The 18,593-nt window shown below is 56.3% G+C and carries 13 protein-coding genes and 1 riboswitch; of the genes, 4 read left to right on the forward strand and 9 right to left on the reverse strand.

The features are described from left to right. Positions 1 to 153 precede the first annotated feature (153 nt). The 7 genes from CNE01S_RS19570 to CNE01S_RS19600 all read right to left on the reverse strand — a co-directional run bounded on the left by CNE01S_RS19570 (position 154) and on the right by CNE01S_RS19600 (position 9,412). A complete protein-coding gene (locus CNE01S_RS19570) occupies positions 154 to 894 on the reverse strand; it encodes a MipA/OmpV family protein (protein ID WP_061277890.1) in 741 nt (246 codons plus the stop codon). A 36-nt stretch (positions 895 to 930) separates the two neighbouring features. Next, the gene (gene gsiD / locus CNE01S_RS19575) at positions 931 to 1,842 is read right to left on the reverse strand and encodes a glutathione ABC transporter permease GsiD (RefSeq protein WP_008455211.1); all 912 of its coding nucleotides are present in this window, start codon (positions 1,840 to 1,842) and stop codon (positions 931 to 933) included. Positions 1,843 to 1,844: 2 nt separating this feature from the next. After that, positions 1,845 to 2,765, reverse strand: coding sequence for a glutathione ABC transporter permease GsiC (gene gsiC / locus CNE01S_RS19580; protein ID WP_061277891.1), 921 nt, complete (start codon positions 2,763 to 2,765; stop codon positions 1,845 to 1,847). A gap of 110 nt (positions 2,766 to 2,875) precedes the next feature. Then, on the reverse strand, positions 2,876 to 4,414 hold the full coding sequence (gene gsiB, locus CNE01S_RS19585; RefSeq protein WP_061277892.1) for a glutathione ABC transporter substrate-binding protein GsiB: 1,539 nt from the start codon (positions 4,412 to 4,414) through the stop codon (positions 2,876 to 2,878). A 12-nt stretch (positions 4,415 to 4,426) separates the two neighbouring features. Then, on the reverse strand, positions 4,427 to 6,301 hold the full coding sequence (gsiA, locus tag CNE01S_RS19590) for a glutathione ABC transporter ATP-binding protein GsiA (RefSeq protein WP_061277893.1): 1,875 nt from the start codon (positions 6,299 to 6,301) through the stop codon (positions 4,427 to 4,429). After that, positions 6,301 to 7,254, reverse strand: coding sequence for a beta-aspartyl-peptidase (gene iaaA, locus CNE01S_RS19595; RefSeq protein WP_061277894.1), 954 nt, complete (start codon positions 7,252 to 7,254; stop codon positions 6,301 to 6,303). Before iaaA ends, gsiA begins: the two co-directional genes overlap by 1 nt. Positions 7,255 to 7,468: 214 nt before the next feature. Continuing rightward, positions 7,469 to 9,412 carry an autotransporter outer membrane beta-barrel domain-containing protein gene (locus CNE01S_RS19600; RefSeq protein ID WP_425430212.1) on the reverse strand — a complete coding sequence of 648 codons (1,944 nt, stop codon included), beginning with the start codon at positions 9,410 to 9,412 and terminating at the stop codon, positions 7,469 to 7,471. Positions 9,413 to 9,655: 243 nt separating this feature from the next. Between CNE01S_RS19600 and moeA the strand changes: the two genes are divergently transcribed. The 3 genes from moeA (at position 9,656) to CNE01S_RS19615 (ending at position 14,413) form a co-directional block, all read left to right on the forward strand. Next, complete coding sequence (gene moeA / locus CNE01S_RS19605; RefSeq protein WP_061277896.1) at positions 9,656 to 10,888, forward strand: molybdopterin molybdotransferase MoeA; 1,233 nt, start codon at positions 9,656 to 9,658, stop codon at positions 10,886 to 10,888. A 1-nt stretch (position 10,889) separates the two neighbouring features. After that, complete coding sequence (moeB, locus tag CNE01S_RS19610; protein ID WP_061277897.1) at positions 10,890 to 11,636, forward strand: molybdopterin-synthase adenylyltransferase MoeB; 747 nt, start codon at positions 10,890 to 10,892, stop codon at positions 11,634 to 11,636. Positions 11,637 to 11,779: 143 nt separating this feature from the next. After that, positions 11,780 to 14,413, forward strand: a complete 2,634-nt coding sequence (locus CNE01S_RS19615) for an RHS repeat protein (protein WP_061277898.1) — start codon at positions 11,780 to 11,782, stop codon at positions 14,411 to 14,413. Positions 14,414 to 14,534: 121 nt separating this feature from the next. Here the strand turns inward: CNE01S_RS19615 and CNE01S_RS19620 are convergent, their stop codons facing one another. Beyond that, positions 14,535 to 15,581 carry a magnesium transporter gene (locus CNE01S_RS19620; RefSeq protein ID WP_061277899.1) on the reverse strand — a complete coding sequence of 349 codons (1,047 nt, stop codon included), beginning with the start codon at positions 15,579 to 15,581 and terminating at the stop codon, positions 14,535 to 14,537. A gap of 72 nt (positions 15,582 to 15,653) precedes the next feature. Beyond that, a riboswitch (M-box (ykoK) riboswitch) is annotated at positions 15,654 to 15,826 on the reverse strand. A 91-nt stretch (positions 15,827 to 15,917) separates the two neighbouring features. Continuing rightward, complete coding sequence (locus tag CNE01S_RS19625; protein ID WP_061277900.1) at positions 15,918 to 16,988, reverse strand: LacI family DNA-binding transcriptional regulator; 1,071 nt, start codon at positions 16,986 to 16,988, stop codon at positions 15,918 to 15,920. A 296-nt stretch (positions 16,989 to 17,284) separates the two neighbouring features. Between CNE01S_RS19625 and CNE01S_RS19630 the strand changes: the two genes are divergently transcribed. Then, positions 17,285 to 18,586 (forward strand): MFS transporter, encoded by a 1,302-nt coding sequence (locus CNE01S_RS19630; protein ID WP_061277901.1) that lies wholly within the window; start codon positions 17,285 to 17,287, stop codon positions 18,584 to 18,586. The last annotated feature ends 7 nt before the right edge of the window (positions 18,587 to 18,593 follow it).

Genomic DNA, 18,593 nt, shown 5'->3' on the forward strand with positions numbered 1-18,593 from the left:
GGGCGCCGGGGCTGTTCGGGGGATGGCGTGATCCCCCGGACACGTTCACCGGCGCAGTGACTGCATATGAATCTGTACTGGAAGTGAACGGAACCTTAAGCCGATCCTTCATAGAAGGCATTTATAACTACAGCATAACCAGCCAGAACACGCTTAAAACGTATAACTCATCCCCACCGTTAACTCCCGCAGGTTATTCTTATTCACCATTGGGCTGTCGCTGATAGCACTCGGATAAAAGCGCTGCGTGAACTGTGCCCAGGTGTTCCAGAGCGGCGTCCAGGCATAATTCATCGCCAGCTGCGCATAAGGCACAATGCTGCCTTGCGGGCGCCATGTCGTCAGACCCGTTTTTGCCGACTCTTTCTCAGAGATGCCGTAGTAGTAACGCGTATTTTGCGCGTTAGAAAAGTCCATGCCGGCTTCCGGCACCAGCGTGAAGTCTCCCCACTGCGCCATTGCAATATAGGCTGAATTGGCGACCACGCCGTTGCTGACGCCCAGCGTGTCACCCGCAATCGTGGCGCTAAATGCCCCCACCGGCGTGGTGTACTGCATCGTCATGCCGCCCATCATCGTGCTGTTACGGTTGCTCAAACCTCGCAGCGCGGGCGTTTGCCCGGTATCGGCACGATACAGCGTGTCGTAGTAATAGACCTTAGCGCGCAGCAGCAGCGTATCGGTATTGATGAAGTTATAGCCCGCCTCGGTACCGTCGAGATACCAGGTTTTGCCGTCGTAGCCGACGTAGGGCAGCGCCCAGCGAAGCTGGTGCCGGGTTTGATAAGGGGTTTGATACAGGCCACCCTGCGCGCCGAGCGACCAGTTGGCCGCCGGGCAGGCAGTAGCAATCAGCAACGGACTGAGCAGAAATGCCCCGGTTATCTTTCTCATTTCTTCACTCCAGGGCAACGAATTTACTGCCTCAGCTTAGCCTTTAATTTTAGGATCCAACGCGTCCCGCAGCCCATCCCCCAACAAGTTGAACGCCAGCACGGTCAAAAAGATGGCAAGACTCGGGAAAATAGCCACGTGCGGGGCAATCACCATATCCGCCCTCGCCTCGTTCAGCATAGCGCCCCATTCCGGCGTAGGAGGTTGAGCGCCCAGGCCAAGAAACGACAGGCTCGCGGCGGAGATAATCGAGGTCCCGATGCGCATGGTGAAATACACCACAATCGACGAAACGGTGCCCGGCAGAATATGCCGGAAGATGATAGTCGCATCCGGGGCACCAATGCTACGAGCAGACTCAATAAAAGTTTGCTGTTTCAGCACCAGCGTGTTGCCGCGCACCAGACGGGCAAAGGCGGGAATACTGAAAATCGCCACCGCAATAATCACGTTGGTCATGCCGCTGCCCATCACCGCCACCACCGCTATCGCCAGCAGAATGCCGGGGAAGGCAAACAGAACATCGCAAATGCGCATGATAATGCGATCCCACCAGCCTTCGTAATAGCCCGCCAGCAGGCCAAAGAAGGTACCGATCAGCGCACCGATAAGCACTGAAAAGACCCCGGCGGCCAGCGAGATTTGCGCCCCAACCAGCACACGGCTAAAAATATCGCGCCCCAGTGAGTCCACGCCAAACCAGTGCAGCATCGATGGACCATCGTTCAGCCTGTCGTAATCGAAGTAGTTTTCCGCATCAAAAGGGGCAATCCACGGCGCAATTAACGCAATCACTATCAACAAAAGCACAAACAGCCCGGCGGTCATCGCCACGGGCTGCTGGCGAAAACGCCGCAGAAATTCACTCCACGGGGTCCGAATTTGCCCGGCACGTACCACGGGCATTGCGTTGACTATGGCCTGGCGTCGCCAGTTTAAAAGTCGCATCCTTATTTGTACCTGATGGCCGGGTTAATGGCGGCATACAGCAGATCCACCACTAAGTTGATCACAATAAACTCCAGCGAAAACAGCAGAACCTCAGCCTGAATAACCGGGTAATCACGCATCTCCACCGAATCCACCAGCAGGCGCCCTAGTCCCGGCCAGTTAAACACTTTTTCCACCACAATTGAGCCACCGAGCAGGAAGCCGAACTGCAGTCCCATCATGGTGATCACCGGGATCATGGCGTTACGCAGGCCGTGTTTTACCACGATCAGCGTTTCGCTCACGCCTTTTGCCCGGGCGGTACGCATGTAATCTTCGTGCAGCACATCCACGAACGATGCGCGGGTGAATCTCGCCATCACCGCAGCCACCGCCGCACCAAGGGTAATAGACGGCAAAATGTAGTGCTGCCAGCTGTCCGCCCCCACCGTGGGCAGCCAGCCTAACTCAACCGAGAAGACCTGCATCAGCAGCATCCCCAGCGCGAAGGCCGGGAATGAAATACCGGACACGGCGATCGTCATGCTCAGGCGATCCGGCCAGCGGTTGCGCCAGACGGCGGCCACTATGCCGGTAGCCAGGCCAAACAGCGTCGCCCATGCCATGCTGGTTAGCGTCAGCCACAGCGTGGGCATAAAGCGGCTGGCAATCTCTTCAGACACAGGACGGCGTGAAACCAGCGAGGTACCAAAGTCACCCTGCACAACGTGAGTGATGTAATGCAGGAACTGCCGCCACAGCGGCTGATCCAGCCCCAGCTGTTTGCGAACAAGTTCGATGACGGTGGCATCAGCTTCCGGCCCGGCAATCAGCCGCGCCGGGTCGCCGGGCAGCAGGTGCACAAACAGGAACACCAGCACCGCGACGATGAACAGCGTCGGGATCAGGCCAAAGAGGCGTTTGAGGAAATAGTTAAACATTGCAGCCCCTCACCCTAACCCTCTCCCCAAAGGGGAGAGGGAATAAAAGAACAGGGCATAGAGCCCCTCCCCCCAGAGAGGAGAGGGCCGGGGTGAGGGTCATTATCACGCTACTTCAGATCCGCATTATCAAAACTAAACCCGGTATCCGGCATCACGTAGAATCCGGTGAGATTTTTACTGTGGGCAGAAACCAGTTTTTCTACCACCAGCGGCACCCACGGTGACTCTTTCCAGATAATGTCCTGTGCGTCTTTATACAGTTTCGCTTTCTCTTCAGGCTTGGTGGTTTTCAGCGCATCGGTCAGGTCTTTGTCCACCTGAGGATTACTGTAAAACGCAGTGTTAAACAGCGTTGGTGGCCAGTTCTGGGAAGCAAACAGCGGCGACAGCGCCCAGTCAGCCTCGCCGGTAGATGCTGACCAGCCGGTGTAGAACATTCTCACGCCGCTCTCTTTCTGCCCTTTCGCTTCTACCTCGGCCGCCCGCTGCCCGGCGTCCATCGCCGTCACTTTTACCTTGATGCCAACCTGCGCCAGCTGCTGCTGGGTAAACTGCAGCACTTTCTGCGCGGTGCTGTGGTTGTGGGACGACCAGAGCGTGGTTTCAAAGCCGTTCGGGAAGCCCGCTTCTTTCAGCAACGCTTTGGCTTTGGCCGGATCGTAAGGCCAGGGTTTGAATTTCTCGGCATAGGCAAGCGACGGCGGCACCACGCCTTCTGCCGGCGTAGCGAAGCCGGAGAACGCCACTTTCACCAGCGCCTGGCGGTTAATCGCATAGTTGATGGCTTCGCGGACTTTCGGGTTATCAAACGGTTTCTGGGTGACGTTCATGCTGATGTAGCGCTGCATGATGGACGGCGAAGCGACCAGCTCAAGCTTGCTGTTTTTCTCCAGCACGCCCGCCTGCTCGTAAGGGATTGGGAACGCGAACTGTGCTTCACCAGTTTGCAGCATCGCCGCGCGGGTGTTGTTATCCACAACCGGGCGCCAGGTAATGCTGTCCAGCTTCGGCAGGCCCTGCTGCCAGTAACCGGCAAATTTCTTCACCTTCACAAAATCGGTCTGGTTCCAGGTATCCAGCTGGTACGGGCCGGTCCCCACCGGATGGAAGCTGATATCTTTGCCGTATTTTTGCAGCGCCGCCGGAGAGATCATCGCCGTCGCCGGGTGGGCCAGAATATTGATAAACGCCGAGAATGGCTCTTTTAAGGTGATTTTCACCGTGGAAGGATCGACCACCTCCGTTTTGGCAATGGTTTTATACAGGTTGTAGCGCTTGAGGTGATTATCCGGGTTGCTGGCGCGATCGAGGTTCGCTTTTACCGCATCGGCATTAAAGTCAGTGCCGTCCTGGAACTTCACGCCCGTGCGCAGCTTAATGGTGTACACCAGGCCATCGTCAGACACTTTGTAGCTTTCTGCCAGCACGTTTTGCAGCTTCATGTCTTTATCGAGCCCGAACAGCCCCTGATAGAACGATTTGGCTACGGCCTGGGACAGCGTGTCATTCGCGTCGTAAGGATCGAGCGTGGTGAAGTTTGAGGCCACCGCTACCACGACATCTTTAGCAGCGAAAGCGGGCGTGGCGAGAACGGCGGAGGCAAGTCCCGCCGCCAGCAGCCATTTTTGCGTTGTGTTAGCTGTCATTATTGTTTTCCTTTATAGGCGATTTTCACTGCTGCCGATGGGGTGACGGGCGACAAAATGCCCCGGCCCCACCGCAACCAGCGGTGCTACGTGCGGCTCATCCCCCAGGCTGCGCGTGGCGCTGGGGATCTCATCAGACACTAAAACAGGCTTGCGACCCTTGCGGGTTGGATCAGCGACCGGTACCGCCGCCATGAGTTTGCGGGTGTACGGATGCTGAGGGTTTTCAAACACGGCGCGGCGCGGGCCAATTTCCACTATCTGGCCCAAATACATCACCGCCACGCGATGGCTGATACGTTCCACCACGGCCATGTCGTGGGAAATAAACAGGAAAGCGATGCCAAACTCGCGCTGCAGGTCGAGCAGCAGGTTAACGATTTGCGCCCGGATCGACACATCCAGCGCCGAAACGGACTCGTCGGCAATCACCACCTTCGGGTTCAGCGCCAGCGCGCGGGCAATACAAACCCTCTGCCGCTGGCCGCCGGAGAACTCATGCGGGTAACGCCAGGCGTGTTCAGGCTGTAAACCCACTCGCTCAAGCAGCCAGGCCACGCGCTCTTGAGCCTGCTCTTTAGGCATCGCCTGGTGCACCAACAGCGGCTCCATAATGGAGTAGCCGACGGTCTGACGCGGATCCAACGAAGCATACGGATCCTGGAAAATAAACTGAATGTCTTTGCGGACGTGCTGCAGCTCGCCGTTAGGCAAGTTATCAATACGCTGGCCGTTAAAGGTGATAGTGCCGCCCTGGGTTTCCACCAGCCGCAGCAGCGAGCGCCCGGTGGTCGATTTACCACAGCCGGACTCCCCCACCAGCGCCAGGGTTTCGCCGGGCAGTAAATCAAAACTCACCTTTTCAACAGCATGTACCTGCCGCGTCACCCGGTTGAATATTCCGCTGCGCAGCGGGAACCGGGTCACCAGATCACGAACCTCCAGCACCGGCTTCGCGCCGTGGGGAATCGTGTCCTGCTCGGTTTCAGGCTCTTGCTGATTCGGCTGCCCCGGCACGATAAGCGGAAACTTACGCGGCAAATCGCTGCCGTTCATGGCACCCAGACGCGGCACGGCGGCCAATAACGCCTGCGTGTAAGCGTGCTGTGGGTTTTGAAATATTTGCTCCACGGTGCCGGTTTCCACCGCTTCGCCCCGATACATAACCAGCACCCGGTCGGCGATATCGGCCACCACGCCCATATCGTGAGTGATAAAAATCACCCCCATCTGCATTTCATCCTGCAGAACGCGAATAAGCTGCAGGATTTGCGCCTGAATCGTCACGTCGAGGGCGGTCGTCGGCTCATCGGCGATCAGCACCGCCGGGCGACAAGAGAGCGCCATGGCAATCATCACTCGCTGACGCATGCCGCCGGAAAGCTGGTGCGGGTAGCGGTTCAGGATGGCCTGAGCTTCAGGAATACGCACGCGTTCCAGCATGCGCTTCGCTTCCACCAGCGCCGCCCGGCCATCCAGCTTTTGATGTAAACGGATAGATTCAGCGATTTGTTCGCCCACGGTAAACACCGGATTGAGCGAGGTCATCGGCTCCTGAAAAATCATTGCCACATCCGCCCCACGCACGCGACGCATCTGGGCGTTGCTCAGTTCGGACAGGTTCAGCACCTCTTTATTACGCCGACGCAGCAGCAGCTTGTCGCAGCTCACCTGCCCGCCGCTTCGTTCCAGCAGACGCATCAGCGCCATTGCAGTCACCGACTTACCGGAACCCGACTCGCCCACGATAGCCAGCGTTTCTCCCCGGTTAAGGGTCAGCGACAAGTGACGCACCGCTTCGGTGACCTGCTGCTGTTGGTGAAAGCGAATATTGAGGTCGCTAACGGCAAGCACCTGCTCGTCCGATAGCTCATGACTGTGCGGCATTAACTCTCCTGGTCACGATAAATTCCTACATTCGGGGCATCGCCGACAAAGCCAAAGCCACGGTACATCCCTTCGCTGTTAAACGGCAGCGCGACGTTACCCTGATTATCAATGGCAATCATGCCGCCGCTGCCGCCCAGCGCGGGCAGTTTCTCCAGCACCACGCGGTCGACTGCCTGCTGCAGGCTTAGTCCGGCGTACTCCATTAATGCTGCAATGTCGTAGGCCGCTAGCGTACGAATAAAGACTTCACCAGTGCCGGTGCAGGACACCGCCACGTTAGCGTTGTTGGCATAGCAGCCCGCGCCGACGAGGGGTGAATCCCCTACCCGGCCCGGCAGTTTATTGGTCATCCCACCGGTGGAGGTTGCCGCCGCCAGATTACCGAATTTATCCAGCGCCACTGCGCCAACTGTGCCAAATTTTTTATCGACATCAATCGGCTCAGTCCCGTCATGATCCAACAGCGTTTGCTGGCTTTCACGGGCGCGCAGCAGTTGCTGATAGCGTTCTTCGGTTGAAAAAAGCGTGGCTTCTACCGGCTCAAGCCCATGCTGCACGGCGAAACGGTCCGCCCCTTCGCCAATCATCAGCACGTGCGGGCTGTTTTCCAACACCAGCCTTGCGGCCAGGATCGGGTTGCGGATATGGCTCACCCCCGCCACCGCCCCGGCATCCAGGCTGTTGCCGTCCATCACGCAGGCGTCAAGCTCATGTTTGCCTTCACTAGTGAACACCGAACCAATCCCGGCGTTAAACAGCGGGCATTCCTCCAGCAGGCGAACCGCCTCTGTCACCGCGTCCAGCGCGCTGCCTCCGCGTTCAAGGATCTGCTGCCCGGCTTCAACAATGCCGGAGAGCGCGCTGATAAACTCCTGCTCTTTTTCCGGCGTCAGGTGGGCGCGGGTCAGGGCTCCGGCCCCGCCATGAATAGCAATAACGGCTTTGGTCATTCGGCATTGCCTGTAGAAAGTGATATCCGGCAGCGTTTTTTCTATAAATATCAGAATCGTTGCCAAACATTGATACGATTTTTGAATATAGAAAGACGTAAAAGTGTTGTAAAGAAAATTGACTTTACTCTGTGAGGCTTACGCCGCCCCGGCGGGAAGAAGAAAAAGCGGCCTATAAAATCAAAGCCGCTATTTCTTTGGTAATAACAAAATCTTAGAACTTCGCGCTGATGCCCACGTTGTAGCTGGTCTGGTTCCCGTCGCTTAAGCCTGCGGTTTGTGCAACCGCCGCGAATGCGGACACGGTATTTGAAAGCGGCATATCGGCCCCGACGGCAATATCGGCCCAGTTTTTATCCAGCTGTTCACCGCTGCGGCTGAAGGTCAGCGCCGTGGATTTTAGGCCGCCGTTCGCACGGTAGCTGTCATCGCCAAACTGATGGCGATAGCTGGCCTGCGCCCAGGGATTAATGACGCCCAGCTTCGTGTCCACGCGCCAGCCCGCGCTGCCAATTTGCGAATGGCCGTTCTGGTCGCCAAAGCGCATAGCCGTGCTGCTGCTGCCGTTTTCGCTGTAACCGTTTACGTGGCTGTAATCCCAGGCGTATTGCAGCACGGGCCCCGTGGTCAGCCAGTTCGTGACGGGGATATCGAAGCCAGCCGTCAATCTCGCGCCGTACAGCCTGCCGTCGGTGTCGCCTTTTTCCGTGCGGGTAAGCTGCCCGAGCGTGATATCACGCTGAATGTTGGTGAAGTCGGCCGAGAGATAATGCACGTCCCCGTTCAGCCAGGCCTGGCCCGCGCGAAGCTGGCCAAAGAGCGCGGCCTGGAAACCTCGGGTGTCATAGCGGTAGTTATCATCCGGGCGCTGATTGTCCAGCGAACCGGCAATCAGCCCGCCCAGCACCACGTTTTCATTCCACTGATAGTCGAGGCCCACGGTCAGGTTATTGGTGTTTCCTTTGCCGTCTCCGGTTTCGCTACTGCCGCTGTACCGCTGATACCCGCCGCTGTAGCCACCAAACACGCCCAGTGAACCTGCGGCGTTATTTCCCTGCCGCAGTTGCTGATAGCGGCTATCAAGAGTGGCCCGGCTGCCGCGCACCATCGCCTGTGTGCCCTGGTTCAGGCGAGTGACCTGCACGGGCGCGACGATAATCGACTCAATGTACTGAGCAATGATGCTGTGAACCTGCGGGCTTGGGTGGAAATGATCGGCAAACAGGTAATCCTGAGCTGCGTTAAATCCAGGGGTGGAGCTGGTGCAGTCGGTGGCCGCCACGCCCGGTGGGCAGGCCATTCCGGCGGTGTTTGTCAGGCCAAATGCCTGCGGATTAGCCAGAATCTCCTGGAAAACGCCGTTGATATCCGCCCGGGCAATGTTGCCGCCGTGCTGCAGCAAAGCCTGATCCTCGGCGCTGTTATAGAACGTGGTGAGCAAAGAAGCCTGCTGCACGGCTTGATCGTAGGCAGCAATAAGCTGGGCAGCCACGCCCTGCTGTATGAGTGGATTCGTACTGACGACCGCTGCCGCCGCCTGTAAAGCCTGATGAATTGCCTGCTGGCGGCTCGCCAGGTCAGGCGTTTGCGCCGCATCCAGAGAAGCATAGGCAGCCTGTATCGCTGGCGTGGCCGCCGCACCAAGCCCGGCACTCAGTACCAGTTCCATCAGCGTTGGTGTGGCGCCGATATTCGGGACGTTCGGCACCACCACCAGCCCGGCGCCCGCATCAAGCAAAGCCCCCACCTGCGCGGCAGCGTTAGCCGCGCTGTTAGCCGCTATCCCCTGCGCTAGCGCAGGCTGAGTGGCCGCGGCGGCAAGATCGTTACCGCCTATCCAGTGAATGTATAAGCCGTTGCCGTCCGCCCGGCCGCCGGTCTGGCTTAGATAGCGCTGAACCTGGCTTTGGGTGTTATCGGCCGGATTAAGCGCGGGCACAGCGGTGCCCCCGCCTGCGGCATAGTTGCTGCCGCCCTCGCGGGAAGGCGTTAACGTCAGACCATAATGGTCGGCCAGCTGTTCGTCGTAGAGTTTGTTCTGGCTGCTGTTCCAGGTCCAGCGTCCGTTATTACCGGTATCGCTGAGGCTGTCGCCAAAAACGGTGAGGGAATCAAAGGCGAATGCGGATGAGGTGAAGCCCACAGCGGCGGCCAGCATACTGAATTTGAATGCTTTTTGTTTGCTTATCATCAGTTCTTCCTTGCAAAGTTTTTTATTAGCCACAATGACTATAGCCAATGGCGGTTTACGCGCAGACCGAGCGTAAAGAAGAAACGTGACAACGTGATGTAACGCATATCTGGCCGCTGATGGCAGGGTTTTGCTGATCCCAGACATGCCGCCCGGCGGCGTTTTCTGCCATACTAAGCCCTTATTTTGTCCCTGCTCCTGGAGCCACGAATGGAATTTACCGCCGGGCTGATCCCGCTTGAAACCGCGCTTGAACAGATGCTATCCCGTATTCACCCGCTGTCCGAAACGGAAACCGTGCCGCTGCTGCAGGCCACGGGCCGCATCACCGCCTCCCCCGTTACCTCCCCGCTTGATGTCCCTGGCTTCGACAACTCAGCGATGGACGGGTATGCGCTACGGCTGGCGGATCTCAAGGCCGGTGGCGCGCTGCCTGTCGCAGGTAAAGCGTTTGCCGGGCAGCCGTTCAGCGGCGAATGGCCCGCGGGCACCTGCGTGCGCATTATGACCGGCGCGCCGATCCCTATCGGAACCGAAGCCGTAGTGATGCAGGAAGAGACGGAAGTGACCGAAAGCGGCGTGCGTTTTAACGCCGTCGTGAAGAACGGGCAGAACATTCGCCGCCGTGGCGAGGATATTCATCAGGGCGCCAGCGTGCTGGCCGCAGGCGTGAAGTTGACCGCCGCTGAACTACCGCTGATTGCCTCTCTCGGCATCCCGGAAGTGGAGGTCTATCGCAAAGTGCGTGCAGCGGTGTTTTCCACCGGCGACGAACTCCAGCTTCCGGGCCAGCCGCTGGCCGAGGGCCAAATCTACGATACCAACCGCCTGGCGGTGCACATCATGCTGGAACAACTGGGTTGTGAAGTTATCAACCTCGGCATCGTTCGCGATGACCAGGCTGCCCTTCGCGCGGTGTTTAGCGAAGCGGACAGCCGCGCAGACGTCGTCGTCAGCAGCGGCGGCGTTTCGGTGGGCGAAGCAGATTACACCAAGCAAATTCTCGAAGAGCTGGGCGAAGTCGGCTTCTGGAAGCTGGCGATTAAGCCGGGCAAACCGTTTGCCTTTGGGCGCCTGAAAAACAGCTGGTTCTGCGGCCTACCGGGTAACCCGGTTTCCGCGGCCCTGACGTTCTACCAGCTCGTGCAGCCGCTGCTGGCTAAGCTGAGTGGGCAACTCGGTAGCCCACTGCCGCCTCGCATGCGCGTACGCACCGTCGGCAAGCTGAAGAAATCCCCTGGCCGCCTCGACTTCCAGCGCGGCATTCTGCGCCGTAATGAGCAGGGTGACCTTGAAGTGTTAAGCACCGGGCACCAGGGCTCTCATATTTTCAGCTCCTTCAGCCAGGCCAACTGCTTTGTGGTGCTGGAGCGTGAGCGCGGCAACGTAGAGGCCGGAGAATGGGTTGAGGTCGAGCCGTTTAACCCGCTGTTCGGAGGCTGAGATGGTTGAGCTTAGCGACGAGGAAATGCTGCGCTATAACCGCCAGATTGTGCTGCGCGGCTTTGACTTTGACGGCCAGGAAAAGCTAAAGGCCTCGCGGGTCCTCATCATCGGGCTGGGTGGGCTGGGCTGCGCGGCTGCGCAGTATCTGGCGGCGGCGGGCGTGGGGCATCTTACGCTGCTCGATTTCGATACTGTTTCGCTCTCCAACCTTCAGCGCCAGACGCTGCACAGCGATGCGACCATTGGTCAACCTAAGGTTGATTCTGCAAGGGATGCACTGGCCGCGATCAATCCGCACATCCGGCTGGAGGCGATCAATGCCCTGCTTGAAGAGCCGCAGCTTGATGAGCTGGTCGCTAAGCACGACGTCGTGCTGGACTGTACCGATAACGTGACCATCCGTAATCAGCTTAACCGCTGCTGCCATCGGCATAGGACGCCGCTGGTGTCCGGGGCGGCGATCCGCATGGAAGGCCAGATAAGCGTGTTCACGTATCAGGAAAATGAGCCCTGCTACCGCTGCCTGAGCCGTCTGTTTGGCGAAAGTACGCTGAGCTGCGTGGAGGCGGGCGTTATGGCGCCGCTGGTCGGAATTATCGGTTCACTCGAGGCGATGGAAGCCATCAAGCTGCTGGCAAACTACGGCTCGCCGGCGCGAGGAAAAATCGTGCTTTACGATGCAATGACCTGCCAGTTCAGGGAGATGAAGCTGGCGCGTAATCCGCAGTGTGAAGTGTGCGGATAGAAACCAACATCCATGGAAGTTGTTGAGACACGCCGGATGGTGAACATTACCCCTCCATTGATGGTCCTTTTATTTCCAAAGAATGATGGCGCATGGTTTAGTATCAGCCATGCGCCTTTGGTACTGCACAAAGGAGAAAATCCATGCAAAGTTCTATCGCGGTAACTAACCGCGCAACCCCCACCATCGCGGTATTTGATAACCGTAGCCTGAAAATTCGTGACATTGTTTACTGCCGCCATCCCGATACACCAGAGATAACCGAGTCACTTATTACCCGCCACGGCTATGATTCTCATGGGTTTCTGGCACAGAGCGCTGACCCACGGCTGGAGAACAATTTTGTTTACCAAAACGACCTGGTGGGAAATCCACTACTCACGCAGAGCGCCGACGCCGGAACCCGTTATAGCCTTAATGATGTTAAAGGTCGTCCGCATCGGCAGATCACGCCAGATGGGGTGGTGCGTAGCTGGATTTATGAGAGTACCGGACGGCTACTTAGCATTCTGGAACAGGTCGAGGGCGAGGCGGTAATCCCCCGCGAGCGCTTTGAGTACGCTGGCTATACGCCACAGGCGCAAGCTTTTAACCTCGCCGGGAAGTGTGTTCGTCATGACGATACTGCCGGCTCTCTGGCGACTGACAGTATCAGCCTGAACGGAATACCGCTTTCGGTGACCCGCACATTGCCGGACGGTGCAGCACATACAACGCGAACCACTACTGATGCCACCGGACGCGTTACCAGCACCACCGATGCTGCCGGAAACATGCAGCGCGTGGAGTACGACGTGGCAGGCCTGCTGAAAGGCAGCTGGCTGAAGCTGAAAGACAGGCAGGAGCAGGTCATCGTCAAATCCCTCTCCTACTCCGCCGCCGGGCAGAAACTGCACGAGGAAGACGGTAACGGCGTAGTCACCACCCGGGAGTATGAGCCAGGTACTCAGCGGCTCATTGGCATAAAAACCGAACGTCTGGCGAGTCATCCCGCTGGCCGGGCAATCCTCCAGGACCTACGCTACGAATATGACCCGGTGGGCAACGTGCTGATGGTGCGCAACAACGCGGAGGAAACTCGCTTCTGGCGTAACCAGAAAGTGGTGCCAGAGAATATTTACCGCTATGACAGCCTGTATCAGCTAGTCTGTGCCAGCGGACGCGAAATGGCGAATACCGGCCAATACCACCATCGATTACCTCCAGTCACCCCCTTCGACAACGCTGCTTACGTAAACTATACCCGCCGCTACAGCTACGACAATGCAGGGAATCTGACTCAAATCCGTCACGCCGCGCAGAACAACAATCACACCACCAGTATCACCGTCAGCGACAGCAGTAACCGGGCGGTACTCAGTACGCTAGCTAACAAGCCATCGCAGGTAGATACGTTGTTTACCGCAGGCGGGCTGCAAAAAATGCTTTTGTCGGGCCAGAGCCTGAGCTGGACGACACGCGGCGAGCTGGCAAAAGTGGGTGACAGTGAAACCTACGTTTACGACAGTGAGCACCAGCGGGTGATGAAATGCAGCGACAGTCAGCAAGTGGTTTATTTACCGGGGCTGGAGCTGAGAACAACGGGGAATGAAAAGCTACAGGTTATCTGTATCGGGGAAGCTGGCCGCGCGCAGGTACGAGCGCTGCACTGGACGAGCGGCAAGCCAGATGAGATTGCCGGTGACCAGATACGTTACAGCTACGATACGCTTATGGGTAGCAGCGGACTGGAACTGGACGGTGACGGGCTGGTTATCAGCCGGGAAGAGTATTATCCATTTGGTGGTACGGCAATACTTACCGCACGCAGTCAGACAGAGGTGAACTATAAAACCGTTCGTTACTCCGGGAAAGAGCGGGATGCGACAGGGCTGTACTACTACGGTTACCGCTACTATCAGCCCTGGGTGGGGCGCTGGTTAAGCCCGGACCCCGCAGGAAGAATAGACGGGCTCAATTTGTTCCGCATGGTCAAAAACAATCCTGTCACATTAAGTGATATTAATGGATGTATGACCTACTACGACTATTTTGGGATAACAGAGCTAAAAGGACTGGACGATATACTTGCATTCCCTGAGAATATTTCGGATGAGTATCTAAAGCTCAACATGAACAATGATAAATCGTCATTTACTATAACATGGTTATTAGACAGCCCAGAGATGTTGTCATCAGAACATGAGCGTGTACTTGATGGGGATAGCGTTTCAATTCCTTTTGAAAAAGACTGGAAAAGAAGTATTTATAGCTTCTCATATCCCGGCGGAACGGAACGTATAAATACTGACGCAACTTCAGCATCAAGTTTTACCCACGAAGGATTGATTCATAGTTTTCTGGGCACAGATAAAGCAAAATATTTAACTGAAGTTGCTCACCAGGGGCACCACGCACCTTTCGCCCAACACAATATAAGCCTATGGAAAGGCGACAACATAATAAAACAGTCTCACGCCCATCCTGATTTTAATATCACCCTGGAAACGGACAATCAGATAACGTTACGGTCTCAATCTTCATTTACAGCTATAAACACAGACACTGAAGAAGAAATTAAAGGATTAAATATACACTGGCAACGAGAGAATATTTTTGAAATTGCCAATTCAGAGGGAGGAAGCAATAGTTTGGGTTACCTGAAAGAAAAAAAGAGAGGGATGATGTTCAGAATTAATTATGAAATCAATACGCAAAGTCCTGCGCAACCCGTAAAAGCGGGAAAATTGTTTCAGTTTTCAGCAAGGGCTAAATCCATGTTCAGTCGTAAGCAGTAAGCGACTGATAATCAATTATTGATTTGGCCTCTCTTTACCCAGCGACATTTTTTTGTTCTGGATTTGCACACGATCCCCCCCGGCCTAGCCGGAGGGGGTTCATATACGCGACAAGGCTCTTTTAGACTGCCAGATCGGTAAGCATCACCTTGGCGATTTCGAAGTAAATCAGCAGCCCGGTTCCGTCGATTAAGGTCGTGATAAACGGCGCGGATACCACGGCCGGATCGATATTCACCTTACGCAGCAGCATCGGAATAATCGAGGAAACAATCGCGCTCCAGACGGTGATGGCAATAAGCGTCAGGCTCACCACCATCATCACTTCCATCCCCACGCCCAGCATCCACGCCCGAATAAACCCGGCTGTGCCAATCGTTAAGGCAATGAGCACCGAGGCAGAGATCTCCTTGCGCAGAATAGCGCCCAAATCCTTTAGCCCCACTTCGCCGAGCGCCATCGCCCTGACCAGCGTCGAGGTAATTTGTGTGCCGGTGTTCCCGCCGGTGCCGATCAGCAACGGGATAAAGAACGCCAGCGCGATCGCCGCTTCAAGCTGATCTTCAAACGATTTAATCACCGAGCTGGTATAAGCCTCGGCCACGAACAGCAGCAACAGCCAGACCGATCTTTTGCGCCACAGCGTAAAGACGCTGCTTTGCAGATAAGGCGTTTCCAGCGGTGAAGAAGCCCCCTGCAGCTGGCTGTCGAGCGTGTTTTCATCCTCCAGCAGTTGAGCGATTTCCTGCGGGCCCAGCACGCCTTTCAGCTTGCCGTAGCTCAGCACGGGAATGTAGTTAGAAGCCGACTTTTTAATGTCTACGCAGGCTTCATGGCGCGTTTTTTCCGGCGTTAATGAGAACCCCACGGATCTCATTAAGTCGCTTAGCAGCGCGTCTTTGTCCGCCTGCAGCAGCGATTTTACCGGTACCAGGCCAAACAGATGGCCATCGTCGTCCACCACAAATATCTGCGACGGGATCTGCTCATTTTTGATGCCGGAACAGAACAACGCCTGCGCCTCAGCCACCGAAGTGCCCGGCGGTAAAGCGATATAGTCCTGGCTCAGGTAAGCCAGCACGGTGTTTTGCGAGTCTGAGGATGGCAGTTTGACGGACACGGCCAGTGAAGCGCTGGAGTGCGCTGAGGTATTAGTTGAAAAGGTCATGATTTTTCCCCGGTTACTGTTTTAAAAATAAACAGTCCTCATCCTGGGGCGAAGCAAGATATGAGAGTGCTGACGCTATCTCCATGTCTCGGTTTTAGCACTGTACAACGTATCCCCAAAAGCGGGGGAAGTTACCTGGGATTATACCTTCGCTCGATATAACCTGTCCTAATCTTGGGCGTCTCTCGACGTCGTCAGATCAGCAACCTATGTTTGTACAGGAGCCTCGCCTAACGAGATACTGCAAGTCTTCCGCGGCCTATAGTAGGGATTTAAACTTCGGGCGCAAGGCAAAGAGCCTGCGCTGTTTAGGGTTTATTTATGCTTTTTTTCTGCTCAGTCGTAGAGTTTATCGCTGGTCACCGCCGGCCGTCCCTGCCCCGTACCCACTCGCCGTACTGACGCCTGCACCTTCAGCGTACCGGCCAGCAGGATATTCACCACCGGCGCTTCCGGGCGCATCAGGCGCTGCTGCAGTAGCTGTACCGCCTCCTCGCCCAGCTCATCTCTGGGAACATGAACCGAGGTTAAAGGTACGTCATGGATTTCGGCCAGGTTAAAGCCGTCGATGCTCATCACCGACATATCCTGCGGCACGCGCAGCCCGGCCTTTTGCAAGGCACTCACCGCCCCTGCGGCCATAAAGTCACCGCCGACTAACAGCGCGCTCGGCCAGGCCGGTCGCGGCGTAGCCGCCAGATAGTCACTGATTAAAACCTCGCTCTCTTTGGCGCCAAAGCTTTGGGCGACCAGCAAATGTCGGGTCTCATCAAACGACAAATTACGGCAGTCCCACGCATCCCGAATCCCGGCGAGGCGCAACTCCATGGTGTAGCGACGCAGACACATCAGCGTCAGCACCCCTTTATGCCCCATGTCGAACAGGTAGTTTGCGGCAAAGCGACCGGCCATCAGATGATCCGGCGCCACGCCTGAAAGACGCATTTTGCGATCCTGGCAGTTGATCAGCACGCAGGGTTTGCCCAGGTTCGCCGCTAAATCATGAATATGCGTATCGTCAATGCCCAACAGGATTGCCGCTTCGGTTTCCGGCTCGTTCATCTTGCTGAGAAACAGCCCGGTATCGCTGTCATTCTCTTCCAGCGCGCAGAAGCGCAGCCTGGCCTCGTGGGGAAGCAACGCCTTGCCGATACCCTGCATCACCCGGTAGTAAAAAACATCCAGCCGCTCATCAAACGCCCGTCGGGGTGCAAAAACCACAAGGCTGTTGACCAGCAATCTGCCCGCCGCAATCCCCTGTAATACCCCTTTCTCTTTGGCGCAGGTAAGGACCTGCTGGCGGGCCGACTCGCTGGTGTTCCCCTTGCCCGCCAGCACGCGGGAAACGGTGCTAATCGACAGCCCCGTTTGCGCGGCAATTTCGGCGATTTTTAGCGTTTTACTCATTTTGTGATCGACGCCCGTTTGTGAAATGAAAAAATTTTCATGGCTGTAAATAAGCCATAGTGCCGGAAATACGCCGCTATTTCTTCGCTCTGGATCGAGGTAGTGAAAATGTTTGCAAAAATTGCGCTATTGGTTGGCTGATAACTCAATTACGCTCCATTTTGTTGACCAATAAGGTTCTCGCTTAAAACAAAAATCATATTAAAAATATATAAATCATAAAGTTAAATATCATCCATCGCCAAAAAATAGTGGCATACCAATTCTACTAATTACCCTACAAGGTGGAGTGAACTATGAGTCATGGCATCGACCAACCGATAACCGCCGTTAAGGCAGGACGCGTTTTCCGGCATTTGCGCTGGTGGGTTCTGGTTCTGTTCTTACTTGGCGTCACCGTCAACTACATCACGCGTAATGCGCTGGGGATTCTGGCGCCAGAGCTGAAAACCTCGCTCGGGATTACCACCGAACAATACTCCTGGATCGTCGGCGCTTTTCAGTTGGCCTATACCCTGTTCCAACCGCTCTGCGGCTGGCTGATAGACGTGATTGGTCTGAAAATCGGCTTTCTGATCTGCGCCAGCATCTGGGCAGTGATGTGTATGCTACATGCCGGGGCCGGGAGCTGGTTACAGCTGGCCATTTTGCGCTTCATGATGGGCGGCGCGGAAGCAGCAGCCACGCCCGCTAACGCTAAAACGCTGGGCGAATGGTTTCCGAAAAAAGAGCGGCCGATTGCCGCAGGCTGGGCCGGGGTGGGCTTTTCCATCGGCGCGATGCTGGCTCCGCCGATAATCTATTTCGCCCACAGCTTCTTTGGCTGGCAGGGTGCCTTTATGTTCAGCGGCGCGCTGGCGCTGGTGTGGGTCGTACTGTGGTGGCTGTTTTACCACAACCCGGAGCTGCACCCGAACCTGAGTAAGGAAGAACTGGCCTTCATCAAGCAGGACAACGAGCCGCCCGCCGTGAAACTGCCGTTTTTCACTGCCCTGAAAACCGTCTCAAAAAACAAACGTTTTTACGGTATCGCCATTCCGGCTTTTATGGCAGAACCCGCCTGGGCGGTGCTGAGCTTCTGGGTTCCGCTTTATCTGGCCAACGAACGCGGCATGGATCTCAAACAGATTGCTATGTTCGCCTGGCTGCCGTTCCTGGCCGCCGATATCGGCAGTATTGCCAGCGGCTATCTGACCAAAGTTTACGCGCGATTTTTCGGCTGTTCGCGCACCAACTCCGTGGTAGCCAGCTCGGTCACCGGCGCTTTCCTGATGCTTTCTCTGGCGCTGGTCGCCGTCACTAAAGATCCCTGGATTGCCATCCTGCTTATCTCTATCGGCGGCTTCGGGCACCAGATTATCTCCTGCATGCTCAGCGCGCTGGTGGTGGACTCGTTTGATAAAGGCCAGATGGCCACCGTCAACGGCATGCGCGGCTCTGCGGCGTGGATTGCCAGCTTTATCTTCTCCCTGATCATCGGCGTAACCGCCGACAAGATTGGCTTTAACCCGCTGTTTATCGCCATGGGCTTTTTTGATCTGATCGGTGCGGTGTTCCTGGTGGCGTTTATCGCCGAACGCCGTGCAAAACGTAGCTGAATGGATG

Source organism: Cedecea neteri NBRC 105707 = ATCC 33855 (genome assembly GCF_001571265.1).
GTDB lineage: Bacteria > Pseudomonadota > Gammaproteobacteria > Enterobacterales > Enterobacteriaceae > Cedecea > Cedecea neteri.